Annotated in this window: 10 protein-coding genes; 8 read left to right on the top strand and 2 right to left on the bottom strand. The window is 48.3% G+C overall.

What is annotated here, in order from left to right; genetic code table 11:
- Window positions 1–2: 2 nt before the first annotated feature.
- Window positions 3–992, bottom strand: a complete 990-nt coding sequence (locus ACTHMC_RS07040; RefSeq protein WP_440412088.1) for a Gfo/Idh/MocA family protein — start codon at window positions 990–992, stop codon at window positions 3–5.
- A gap of 114 nt (window positions 993–1,106) precedes the next feature.
- Here ACTHMC_RS07040 and ACTHMC_RS07035 point away from each other — a divergent pair, with 114 nt between their 5' ends.
- On the top strand, window positions 1,107–1,946 hold the full coding sequence (locus tag ACTHMC_RS07035; protein ID WP_440412087.1) for a glucose 1-dehydrogenase: 840 nt from the start codon (window positions 1,107–1,109) through the stop codon (window positions 1,944–1,946).
- Between the two features lie 3 nt (window positions 1,947–1,949).
- On the opposite strand, the gene ACTHMC_RS07030 is transcribed toward ACTHMC_RS07035, so the two are convergent.
- Window positions 1,950–3,353: a sensor histidine kinase gene (locus ACTHMC_RS07030; protein ID WP_440412086.1), complete on the bottom strand. Its 1,404-nt coding sequence runs from the start codon at window positions 3,351–3,353 to the stop codon at window positions 1,950–1,952.
- Window positions 3,354–3,544: 191 nt separating this feature from the next.
- Here ACTHMC_RS07030 and rpoN point away from each other — a divergent pair, with 191 nt between their 5' ends.
- The 7 genes from rpoN to ACTHMC_RS06995 form a co-directional block, all read left to right on the top strand.
- Window positions 3,545–4,957 (top strand): RNA polymerase factor sigma-54, encoded by a 1,413-nt coding sequence (gene rpoN / locus ACTHMC_RS07025; protein ID WP_440412084.1) that lies wholly within the window; start codon window positions 3,545–3,547, stop codon window positions 4,955–4,957.
- Between the two features lie 52 nt (window positions 4,958–5,009).
- On the top strand, window positions 5,010–6,497 hold the full coding sequence (locus tag ACTHMC_RS07020) for a sigma-54-dependent transcriptional regulator (protein WP_440412082.1): 1,488 nt from the start codon (window positions 5,010–5,012) through the stop codon (window positions 6,495–6,497).
- Between the two features lie 3 nt (window positions 6,498–6,500).
- Entirely contained in the window at window positions 6,501–8,123 is a 1,623-nt protein-coding gene (locus tag ACTHMC_RS07015) for a sensor histidine kinase (RefSeq protein ID WP_440412081.1), read from the top strand.
- Between the two features lie 25 nt (window positions 8,124–8,148).
- The gene (locus ACTHMC_RS07010; protein WP_440412079.1) at window positions 8,149–9,597 is read left to right on the top strand and encodes an ATP-binding protein; all 1,449 of its coding nucleotides are present in this window, start codon (window positions 8,149–8,151) and stop codon (window positions 9,595–9,597) included.
- 47 nt (window positions 9,598–9,644) lie between these two features.
- Window positions 9,645–10,427 (top strand): non-homologous end joining protein Ku, encoded by a 783-nt coding sequence (gene ku, locus ACTHMC_RS07005; protein ID WP_440412077.1) that lies wholly within the window; start codon window positions 9,645–9,647, stop codon window positions 10,425–10,427.
- 12 nt (window positions 10,428–10,439) lie between these two features.
- The gene (locus ACTHMC_RS07000) at window positions 10,440–11,306 is read left to right on the top strand and encodes a DNA polymerase ligase N-terminal domain-containing protein (RefSeq protein WP_440412075.1); all 867 of its coding nucleotides are present in this window, start codon (window positions 10,440–10,442) and stop codon (window positions 11,304–11,306) included.
- Window positions 11,284–11,975: ATP-dependent DNA ligase (locus ACTHMC_RS06995; RefSeq protein WP_440412073.1), on the top strand; the 692-nt coding region annotated here is incomplete at its 3' end. The genes ACTHMC_RS07000 and ACTHMC_RS06995, both read left to right, overlap by 23 nt.

Here is an 11,975-nt window from a genome sequence, read left to right as displayed (position 1 = left end):
TTTTATTCAAATGGATAGCGAATCGAATGCTGGTGACGGATCGTGTCCATCGTTTCCACCAGGTCAAGGCTGAATGCGGGCGACATCTTCTCGCTGGAGATCCTGCTTTCCGCGATGCAGTTGAACACTTCTTCCACTTCAAATTGCAATCCTCTCCCTTCCCAGTTCAACGGTTCTTCGCATTTGATGCCATCGTATTTTTCGTAGATGATGCTGGGTGGCTTTTCATTCCAGGGGCTGCTTAGTGTGATCTTGCCCGTTGTACCGATCACACTGGCCGTGATAGGCGTTTTTGTAATGAGAGAGGATTCCAGCATTGCATATTTGTCATTTCCGAACTGCAGCAATATGGCGCAGTTCTCATCTATTCCCTGATCGGAACGTTTCATGAAGGAATGGATATTGGTTGGTTTTCCCAGGAGTAACTGTGCCAGGAAGATAGGGTAAATGCCAAGGTCCAGTAAAGAACCGCCGCCGAGTGCCGGATCGAAATAACGGCTGCCTTTTTCACGTGGTGCCAGGAAACTGAGGTCGGCATGCACCTGCCTGATCTCGCCCACAGCATGGTTTTCAAGAAGGGTGAGCAGTTGATCGATGGATGGAAGGAAGCGTGTCCACATGGCTTCCATCAGGAAGGTATTATGCTTCTTTGCCGTATTGAACATGTCTTCCACCTGTTGCCGGTTGATACCGATGGGCTTTTCGCAGAGTACGGGAATATTCTGCTGAAGGCAGGCCATGGTTTCTTCATAATGCATCGGATGCGGCGTGGCGATGTACACGGCATCCATATCTGCATGTTCAATGAACTGCTGCCGGTCATCAAAACAATCAGGTATTTTGTATTTGGCGGCAAATTCTCGGGCTGTGTTCATTTCCCGGCTCAGCACCGCGCTGATGCGGTGTTTGGCATTTCTGGCCAGGTGCAGGTCTTCCGCAAATTCCTCTGCAATATTTCCGGTGCCGATCACACCCCATAAAAACTCATCCATGCTGATCTGATGTATTTGTAGTTGGTGGATAATCAACTGTTGTACCGCAGTTGCCTGGGGAGATAACACCTCATTGGCTGGTACAGTAATTTCTGCTTTTCGCAAAAATGACTTATGGCAAAGGCGAAAAAGACTCCTCCGAAACCATCTGAAAAGAAACAGCTGGATCAGATCAATATGATCATCAGGCCGGGTTACCTGGGCTCAGGCAGACTCAGGGACAAAGTGGCCGTTATCACAGGGGGCGACAGTGGCATAGGGCGTTCGGTAGCAGTGCTCTTTGCAAGGGAAGGCGCTGATGTGGCCATTGTGTACAATAGTTCCGATAAGGATGCAAAGGAAACACAGCAACTGGTGGAAACGGAGCAACGGCAGTGTCTGCTGCTGAAAGGCGATCTCAGCAAAGAGAGTTTTGCGCGTAAGATGGTGAAGGATGTATACCATCATTTCGGAAAACTTTCCATTCTGGTGAACAATGCAGGGACTCATGAAGAAGATTACGATTTTCTCAATATCAGCACCAAACAGTTTCAGCACACGTTCGATGTAAACGTAAACTCATATTTTTATTGTTCGCAGGAAGCGCTGAAGGTGATGGAAGAAGATGGCTGCATCATCAATACCGCATCCGTGGTAGCTTTCAGGGGCAGTGAGCATCTGATCGATTATTCCGCCACCAAAGGGGCTATCGTAAGCTTTACGCGCGCACTGGCAAAGAACCTGGCTGAGTCTGGTATCCGCGTGAATGCAGTAGCTCCCGGCCCCGTGTGGACGCCGCTCATCTTTGCAAGTTTCACAAAGGATCATGTCAGGAATTTCGGAAAGAAAACACCCATGGGGCGTGCAGGTTACCCTTATGAAGTGGCCCCGGCCTTTCTGTTCCTGGCCTGCGGAGATGCAGCCTATATAACAGGGCAGGTAATTCATGTGAATGGGGGGGAGATAGTAGGATAGCCGTTACCGGTTAGGTACGGGAAAATACAAATTGAAAACCGCTCCCTGACCCACAATGCCCGATGCAGATACATTTCCTCCGTGATTGATCATGATACGCTGCACCATGGCCAGGCCAATGCCTTTGCTGTTGAGGAAGAGCTGCTGTGATTCCAGTTTCTCAAAGATGCCGAAGATCTTTTCTGCAAACTCATTACTGAATCCCATTCCATTATCTGTTACGCTGATCCTGTAAAACAGGCTGCCTCCAAAAACGGAAAGCAGTTTGTCGCTTATTTTTCTTCCTACGGTTTCTTCAAATGCAACAGTGATCAATGGAGATACATCCCGCCTGGCGAATTTCAGAGAATTATCTATCAACTGTTCAAACAGAATTGCCAACTGCATGGGGATTGCTTTTATAACAGGTAATGTATTTTTTACAACCAGGCTGGCGTGCTGAATGGTAAGCCTGGCATCCATCTGTTCCGCTACTTTGTATAAAATATAGTTCAGGTCTACTTCCACCAGTGTATCCCGGTTGGAGATAAGGTCTGAATATTTTGCCATATCCCTGGTGAGACCATGCATATGTTCCGCGGTGGTGTTGATCTTTTGCAGGAGCATGCGCGTTTCTTCATTCAATGCGCCGTTCTGCCTGGTGAGCAGCCGCGTGGTGAAGGTCTGGATCTTTCTCAGGGGTTCCTGCAGGTGATGGCTTTGTGTATTGGTGAGTTGTTCAAGTTCTGCATTGGCGCGGTTCAGAGAACCTACCTGCTGTTGCAGCTGCTCCTGGAAATTGAGCCGTTTGCGTAATTCACGGTTGATGAAAAGGAATGACAATACAAATACCACGGCCGCAAAAACAAAGATGGCATACAGTAATTTCGGGTTACCGGCCTGGTAACTGTCTTTCATGATATTTCCGAAAAGAAGGCTTCTTCTTTCTTCGGCTTCTATTTTCCGGAGGGCGTCGTTGTAATCATTCATCAGCACTTTGGACTGCAGCATCCGGAGATTATGGCTGCTGTTCTCCCGCAGGGCGGCCTTGTTCACATTGGTGCGGATCTGGTTCAGCCTTTCAGAAACAATGCGTTTCAGGTGGTTGATATTGATCTGCTGCCTGTTGTTGTTTACTGTGAGTAAACGCAGACTGTCTATCAGCGGAAACATTTCGTGGGAGTAAGCCAGTAATGGTTCCAGCAGGGAGCTGTCGCGGGTAAGGATAAATCCGCGTTCGCTTCCGATGGCGTCCTTCAGATGGGAATCCACGCGGCTGAGCAGGTATAATTTCTCATAGGTATGCTCCACTTCATTCGAGGATCGCTGCGTGTTCATCAGCCGCTGGTAGAACAGAACGGCCAGAACAGTAAGGATCAGGAATGAGAGAATAAATGCGGTATAGATATATTGAAATCTAAACTTCATGTAATTCTTTCCTCAAATTGTGGAAATTTGTCTACAGTCGCAAGTACCGGGCCAGCCTCGGGCTGATCCTTAAATTTACGATGAAATGCAGTAAGGATCAGCATTATAGCAGAAAATAAAAGAAAAAAACAGAAAATCCGATTTTGGTTTAAGCCTTGCATTATGGTGCTGTACACTATTAATTAATTGCCATGATCTATCAACACCTTACTCAGAAACAGCAGGTCCGCATCCTGCCCCAGCAGATACAGCTGCTCAACCTGTTTCATCTGAATACGTTGGAGCTGGAGCATCGCATTCAGCAGGAGCTGGAAGAAAACCCCCTGCTGGAAGAGACACCGGCAGACGATAACGGTACCAGGGAGGAGAGTGAAGCCATTCAGGATTTTGCAGACTGGGAAGAATTCGGTTACGATGATATCCCCGATTATAAAACCGAGTATGCCAATTATTTTACCGGGGAAGCAGTGCCCGACCGTCCACTGGCGCAGGTTTCCGATTTCCGGGAACACCTGAAAGAGCAATGCAGGCTGCTCCTGCTCGATGAAAAGGATTTCCTGTACACCTGTTATATTATTGATTCTCTGAATGAGAACGGTATGCTGGACCAGGAACTGAGCTCACTGGCGGAAGACATGAGCTTCAAATATGGTGAGTGGATCGAAGCGCCTCAACTGGAGCGCCACCTCTTTGTGATACAGAACCTCGATCCTGCCGGAGTAGGAGCACGCGATATCCGCGAGTGCCTGCTGCTGCAACTGGAAAGAAAGAACACCAATCGTCCGGATATAGCTGCCGCACTGAAACTGGTGCGTGACCATTTCACTGATCTCAAGAACCGTCAGCTCGACAAGATCATGGCAGCCCTTGGCCTGGAAGAGGATGAGCTTCGCATAGTGCTTGAGCTCATCGCGGCATTGCCTTTGCAACCTATAATGACGGCCACTGAGGAATCAGGCAACCGTAACTATATCGTTCCTGATTTTGTGATCACCGTGGAAGGAGATACCATCGATGTGGCCCTGGCCCGTCAGCGTTCCTCCGCCCTGCATATCAGTCATTCCTGGATGGAATCCGTAAAGAGTCAGTGCAGCAAGGATGACAAGGCTGCCGGTCAATACCTCAAAAGCAAATTGCAGGCGGCAGAGTGGTTCATTTCGGCTATTCAGCAACGTGAGGGAACCATGCTGCGTGTAATGCGCACCATCGTAAAATGGCAGTATGAATATTTTAAGGAAGGTGATCCGCTGATGCTGAAGCCTATGATCCTGAAAAATATTGCGAAAGAAGTGGGTGTGGATATTTCCACAGTATCGCGTATCACTTCCAATAAATATGCAGCAACGCCTTTCGGTAATATCCTGCTGAAAGACCTCTTCTCTGAAGGGCTTGCCAATGAGCAGGGAGAAGTGGTGAGCAACCGTATCATACAGCATGCACTGGAAGAAGCCATTGCTGCAGAAGATAAAAAGAGTCCGTTTACAGACCACCAGCTGGTGGTGATCCTTGCAAAGAAGGGGTATAAGATCGCCCGGCGTACCGTGGCGAAATACCGTGAGTTGCTGAGGATCCCTACCGCCCAGATGCGCGCCGTCTGGGGCTGATCAGCCATATCGACCTATTTCAAGTACATTTATACTATAAAACCTGCCAGTTATGCCAAAAGTCTTAGTCATTGATGATGATCGTGATATATGTTTCCTGATGAATAAGTTCCTGACAAAGCATGGTTATGAGACCATTGAATCTTATTCTGCCAAAAAAGCCCTGGAGGTGATGGAAGAAGTGAAGGATATCGATATCGTATTGTGCGACTATCGTATGGAGGGAATGGACGGCAAAACCATGCTGCTCAAGATCAAGGAAAAATATCCGGCAATGCCTGTGATTATCATCACGGGTTACAATGACCTGAAAACTGCTGTGGACGTAATGAAGTTGGGTGCATATGATTATGTGACCAAGCCATTGTTCCCGGAAGAGATCCTCAACACCATCCAGTCCGCGCTTCAGCAGGCAGGTACAGCTCCTGCAGCTCCGGTAGCGCAAGGCACGGTAAATGGTGTGCACACAACAGAGGAGAAGAGAGACAAAAAGAAGCCGGCAGGTATCAATGGCGATTATATTTTCGGAAACAGTCCTGTGTTCCAGCACCTGATTGATCAGATCACGCTGGTGGCTCCAACAGACTACAGTGTGATCATCTACGGGGAGAGTGGAAGTGGTAAAGAAGCTATTGCACAGGAAATCCATAAACGCAGTAAACGCGCCGCCTTCCCCTTTGTGGCCATCGATTGCGGGGCACTCTCGAAAGAACTGGCAGGCAGTGAGTTGTTCGGTCATGAGAAAGGCTCATTCACAGGAGCCATCAACCAGAAGGCGGGTAGTTTTGAACTGGCCAACGGAGGTACTATCTTCCTCGACGAGATCGCCAACCTTGGTTACGATATCCAGGTAAGCCTTCTCCGTGTTATCCAGGAGCGTAAGATGAGAAGGGTAGGTGGCACCAAAGACATCGGACTGGATGTGCGCATCATCATAGCCAGTAACGAAAAGTTATGGGAAGCGGCTCAGAAAGGAAAGTTCAGGGAAGATCTTTTCCATCGCTTCAACGAGTTCACCATCGATCTTCCACCACTGCGTCAGCGCAAGGATGATATCATGGTATTCGCCAGGCACTTCCTTGAAAAAGCCAATGAAGGATTACAAAAAAATGTAAAAGGATTTTCTCCCGAAGTGGAAGAGATATTCAGGAATTATGTGTGGCATGGTAACCTCAGAGAGCTGAGGAACGTAGTGAAGAGAGCAGCCCTGCTTACAGACGGAGATTACATTGAAGTGCGCAGCCTGCCTTTTGAGATCAGCAACTACAAGAAGCTGTTGTTTGAACATAACAATGAGCCTTCTTATGTTGAAACTGCGCCTGTGGCACCACCGGTGGTGATGGAGGAACCACGCCTGGTAAGACGCCTGCCTTCCGAAAACAGTCTCAAGGAAGCCAGCATCGATCTTGAATATGAACTGATCCTGAAAGCCCTGAAAGAAACGAACTTTAATAAGAGCAAGGCAGCCAAGTTGCTGAATATAGATAGGAAAACCTTGTACAACAAGATCAAACTGTATCAGGAATTAAACAATCGTTAAGAGATGAGACGAGAAGAAGCCAATAACAACATCTCATATCTGAAAATGGTGACGAACGAAAATGAAGTAGCAGGATCCGGGATGCCCGTTGGTGAGGAAACGAAAATAAAAGGACTTTTCGATGAAGTGGAAAGCCTGTTATTATTCGGTACCTGGCAGTGGGACATTCATTCCGGTAAGGTCACCTGGTCAGATGGTATGTTCCGGATCATGGGATATGATCAGGCTACTACCAGTGAGATGGTAACGGATGAATTCTACCTGGCCCACCTGGAACCGGGGGAATGCCAGCAGTTCCGTGATATACGGGCCGCATCCATGGCAGATAAAACGCCATTTGAATATACCTACCATATAGTTACCAACGATAAGCGCGAACGCGTGATCACTACCAAGATGAAGTTCGAGTATGATGAGCAGGGCAATGTGATCAGGGGCATCGGCATCAATCGTGATGTAACGGAGAAGACCCAGTTGCTGCGCGACCTGATGCATTACAGGCAGATGGTGGAACAGAAAGAAGAATTTTTGCACCTGGGTACCTGGGAGCTTACGCTGAGTACGCAGCAGATGACCATGTCAGATGGTATGTTCCGCCTGCTCGGTTATGCTGAAGGGGATAATGGAACCGGTATGGACCTCTTTCAGTTCTACCGCTTACATCTTTCTGCGGAAGAAGTGAAGAAGACCAATGATGCGTTCAATGACATGGTGGAGAATGGCGAAAGTTATGTAAGGCAATCTTCCATCTTCACAGTTGACGGTGGTTCCAAAACCATCGAATCTTTCGGCAAAGTGCAGCGCGATGTGCATGGCAGGGCCGTGAAGATCTTCGGTATCACACATGACGTTACCAAACTCAAGGAATACGAGCAAAACCTGGAAGAGAAAGTGGATGAACTCAACCGCTCCAATCACGAGCTGGAGGAGTTTGCCTATGTGGCTTCGCATGACCTGCAGGAGCCATTGCGCAAGATCAGCACGTTTGGAGAGCGCCTGAAAAGCCGCTGTGCAGACCAGCTTTCCGATGAAGGTACCGTGTACCTGAACCGTATGCTCGCTTCCGCTGAGAATATGCGCGTGCTCATCGATAACCTGCTCGATTTCTCCAGGGTAACGAGGATGCAGCATCCTTTTGTGAAAACGGATATGCGTGCGCTTATTCAGCAGGTGATAGAGGAGCTGGACCTCAGCATCGAGGATTCCCATGCATTCATTGACCTGCAGCCAATGCCGGATATGGAAGTGAACCCCGTACAGATCAGGCAGCTCTTTCATAACCTGCTTACCAATGCGATGAAGTTCCAGCGCCCGGGTGTTCCGCTGCGGATCAGCATCAGCAGTAATAAACTCAGTAAGGAAGAGAAGGAACAATTCAAATTACGTTCTGCAAGGAACTATTATAAATTTGTGGTGTCTGACAATGGTATCGGCTTTGAAGATATGTATGCAGAGCGGATCTTCCAGCTCTTCCAGCGTTTGCATGGCAAGGCGGAATATCCTGGCTCAGGTATTGGTCTGGCCATTTGCAGGAGGATCGCAGACAACCATGCGGGTGTGATCTCTGCGTCCGGACAGCCCGGTAAAGGAGCTACTTTTACCATTGTATTGCCAGATGCACAATAAGTAAATCTTTAACCCCGGTTTATTCATGCTCATTTCCACTGAACCCATACGTATCCTGATCATCGACGACGATGAAGACGACTTTTTTATCACCAGCACGCTGGTGAAGGAGATCAATGGAAATTTCCAGGTAGACTGGTGTTACAACTACAACGAAGCGATGGATCATATCTGCCATTACCGGTATGATCTTTATTTCATAGATTATTATCTCGGCGCGCGCACAGGCCTCGATCTCCTGAAAGAGGCGCTGCTGCGCAATTGTGAAGCACCGCTCATTCTGCTTACCGGCAAAGGCAATCATAAAGTGGATATGGAAGCCATGCTGGCCGGCGCTGCCGATTACCTTGTCAAGAGCGAGCTCAATGCAGAAAAACTGGAGCGTTGTATCCGCTACTCGCTGGCGAATGCCCGCTCCATGAAAGCGCTGCGCGATAACGAACTTAAATTCCGCAACATCTTCGAGAAATCGAAGGATGCTATATTTCTTGCAGACACCGGTCTGCAATTCCTTACCGTTAATCAGGCTACTAACCACCTATGTAATTACACTTCCGAAGAGCTCGCTGATCTCACGCTGTACGACCTGATGCCCAATAAACAGGCAGCGGAATACCTCGCACAGCAGCTGAAGGAAAAGGGCGAAGTGGAAGATGTGGAGCTGGACCTGCTGGACAGTGAAGAAGAGGAACTGCATTGCATTTTCTCTGCAACTACTGTTCAGCGGCCGGACGGCTCTTTTTATGTGCAGGGCATCCTGCATGATATCACCAGTCTGCGAAAAGCGGAGAAGAATCTGGTGATGAGCGAGAAGCTGGCTGCCACCGGCCGTCTCGCGCGGACCCTGGCCCATGAGATCAGGAATCCGCTCACCAATATCCATCTCTCGCTGGATCATCTGCGTCATGATGGCCTTACCGAAGACCAGCTCAGTTACTACCAGATCATCCTGCGCAATACCAAGCGCATAGGCGCTATCATCTCTGAATTGCTGGATACGGCCCGGCCTACGGATATCATCCTGCGGCGCGTGCCATTACAGGATATCATGGATGAGAGTATCACGGCGGCCATGGACCGCATCATGCTCAAGCAGATCAAAACAAATATCAGGTACCCTGATGATATCATCGAGGTAATGGCCGATAAGGAGAAACTGAAGATCGCTTTCCTCAATATCATCATCAATGCCGTGGAGGCGATGAATGAAGGAGAGGGGGAGCTGGAAATCAATGTGAACTCCCTGCCGCAGCATTACGAGGTGAAGATCACAGACAACGGATGCGGTATTTCCCCCGAAAACCTGCAAAGACTCTTCGAACCTTATTTCACATCCAAGCGTAATGGTCTTGGCCTGGGCCTTGCCGCCACTCTCAATATCCTGCAGGCTCACCAGGCGGGTGTTGACGTTCATTCCACACCTGGCAGCGGCACCATGTTTGTACTTACTTTCAGGAAAGATAAAACAGAATAGATTCTCATACCCCAGGTCCCTGCCGTACTCATCAAAAATCATTTGATATGAGAGCAATATGGTCAGGCGCCATTGGCTTCGGACTGGTGAATATCCCGGTAAAATTATACAGCGCGGTACAGGAAAGTTCCCTGGACCTCGATATGCTGGATAAGAAGGATCATTCCAATATCAAGTTCCAGCGCATCAATGAAAAAAGCGGAAAAGTGGTTCAGTGGGCCAATATCGTAAAAGCTTACAACCTTGATGGACGCTACGTTGTGCTGGATGATACTGATTTTGAGAAGGCGATGCCGGAGAAAACCAAAACAATTGCCATCACCACATTTGCGGATGAATCGGAGATCGACAGTATGTACTGGGATACTCCATATTATATAGAGCCGGATAAATCCGGTTCACGCGCGTATGCCCTGCTCTGGGCCGCACTCAATAAGAGCGGCAAGGTGGGGCTGGGTTCTTTTGTGCTGCGCACGAAAGAAAATCCCTGCGTGGTAAAAGCAGAAGAAGGCGTGCTGGTAGTTCAGAAACTTCGTTTTGAAGAAGAGATCCGTGATCATTCCGATCTGAATATTCCCAGCCTCACGGCAAAATCAGTTAAACCGAATGAGCTGAAAATGGCTATGAGCCTTATCGACCAGCTGGCCGGTGAATTTGATCTTTCTGCATTCAAAGATACTTATACGGAGAAGCTTATGAAGTTGATCAAAGCCAAGGCGAAGGGCAGGAAGATTACCACTCCTTCACTCAAGGTGGTGCATTCACGCGCAAGCGATCTGATGAGCCAGCTTAAGGCGAGCCTGGAAACGAAGAAGAAACGTGCATCCTAAAACTGGTATGTCATGCTGAAGGAATATAAGAAAAAGCGGAATTTCAGTAATACACCAGAGCCTTCTGGTCGCAAACAGGTTGCCGGCAAGCAGCTTCGTTTTGTGGTGCAGCGCCACGATGCCACCCGCCTGCATTATGATTTCAGACTGGAACTGGATGGAGTGCTGAAGAGCTGGGCAGTGCCGAAAGGGCCAAGTATGAATTCCGCTGACAAGCGCCTGGCAGTGCATGTGGAAGATCATCCGGTGGATTATATCAACTTTCATGGTATCATCCCGGAAGGGAACTACGGGGCAGGCGTGGTGCAGGTCTGGGATCATGGTTTTTATATTCCTGTGAATGCAGAGATAGAGCCGATCACGGAAAAAGAAGCACTGAAGTGGCTTGAAAAAGGGGAGTTGAAGTTTGTGATCAAAGGTTCGAAGCTCAGCGGAGAGTTTGTGCTGGTAAGACTGAAGCGTGATGAAAAGAACTGGCTGCTCATCAAGCACAATGATGAGTTTGCCGTGAAAACAAAATATGATGCGGAGAAACTGATAAAAGGGCAATCGAAAAAAGAGATTTTTGAGAAAGGAGCCGGGAAACTGGCTGTATGGGAAAGCAACAGGCCTGCGAAAGCTGCATCAAAGAAATCAGGGGCGCGAAAGAATGCACCAGCATCGAAAAAGAACGCAGCTGTAAAGCCTGCAACAAAATCTGGTGAAAAGCCTTCCTCTAAAGCAGTTACCAGGTCCGCAAGCATACTAACTCCGAAGACCGCTAAAAAATCAGTTAAACCTGCCGCGAAAAAAACTGCAAAGCCTGTGAAGAAAGCAGCGTCAAAGTCCGCCCGCAAAACCGCTACAAAACGAGCATATGCCGGAAAGAAAAACAGGTAAGAAAAAGGCTGCTGCAAAATCAGGAGCAAAAAAAGCCGCTGGCAAAGCGGCGGGTAAGGCTGTTTCTGATCCTTCCCGCAAATACGATGAGTTCATAGAACCAATGCTGGCCACACTTGCCGAACAACCATTCGATAATGCAGAATGGATCTTTGAGATGAAATGGGATGGCTACCGCGCCATCGCCGAATGGCGGAAGAAGAAACTGAAGCTCTATTCCCGCAATGGCCTCAGCTTCGTTCAGAAATATCCGCCAGTGGTGGAAGCCATCACAAAGCTCAGTCATGATTGTGTGCTGGACGGAGAAATAGTGGTGCTGAATGATAAAGGCCGTCCCCGTTTTCAGATGTTACAGGAATACGATCAGGATCCCCGTCATCCCTTGCATTATTACGTCTTCGATCTATTATTCCTCGATGGCAAGGATCTTCGGGAATTGCCGCTGATCAACCGCAAAGAGTTGCTGCAGAAATTACTGAGTTCTTACAAGGGAGATGTGATCCGTTATTCTGATCACGTAAGTACCAGCGGTAAGAAGTTCTTTCACCATGTGAAGAAACTTGATTTTGAAGGAATGATGGCAAAGAAAGCCGACAGTGAATATTATTCGGGTGTCCGTACCCGTGAGTGGTTGAAAGTAAAACACCTTAATAACCAGGAGGCGGTGAT

Source organism: Pseudobacter sp. (assembly GCF_051955275.1).
GTDB lineage: Bacteria > Bacteroidota > Bacteroidia > Chitinophagales > Chitinophagaceae > Pseudobacter.
The sequence above is the reverse complement of the archived record's forward strand: the minus strand, read 5'-3'. Positions and strand labels throughout refer to the sequence as shown.

Bases quoted from the DNA above. Each gene is read 5' to 3' on its own strand.
- ACTHMC_RS07040 (WP_440412088.1), bottom strand. From the start codon at position 992: ATGGATGAGTTTTTATGGGGTGTGATCGGCACCGGAAATATTGCAGAG.
- ACTHMC_RS07035 (WP_440412087.1), top strand. From the start codon at position 1,107: ATGGCAAAGGCGAAAAAGACTCCTCCGAAACCATCTGAAAAGAAACAG.
- ACTHMC_RS07030 (WP_440412086.1), bottom strand. From the start codon at position 3,353: ATGAAGTTTAGATTTCAATATATCTATACCGCATTTATTCTCTCATTC.
- rpoN (WP_440412084.1), top strand. From the start codon at position 3,545: ATGATCTATCAACACCTTACTCAGAAACAGCAGGTCCGCATCCTGCCC.
- ACTHMC_RS07020 (WP_440412082.1), top strand. From the start codon at position 5,010: ATGCCAAAAGTCTTAGTCATTGATGATGATCGTGATATATGTTTCCTG.
- ACTHMC_RS07015 (WP_440412081.1), top strand. From the start codon at position 6,501: ATGAGACGAGAAGAAGCCAATAACAACATCTCATATCTGAAAATGGTG.
- ACTHMC_RS07010 (WP_440412079.1), top strand. From the start codon at position 8,149: ATGCTCATTTCCACTGAACCCATACGTATCCTGATCATCGACGACGAT.
- ku (WP_440412077.1), top strand. From the start codon at position 9,645: ATGAGAGCAATATGGTCAGGCGCCATTGGCTTCGGACTGGTGAATATC.
- ACTHMC_RS07000 (WP_440412075.1), top strand. From the start codon at position 10,440: ATGCTGAAGGAATATAAGAAAAAGCGGAATTTCAGTAATACACCAGAG.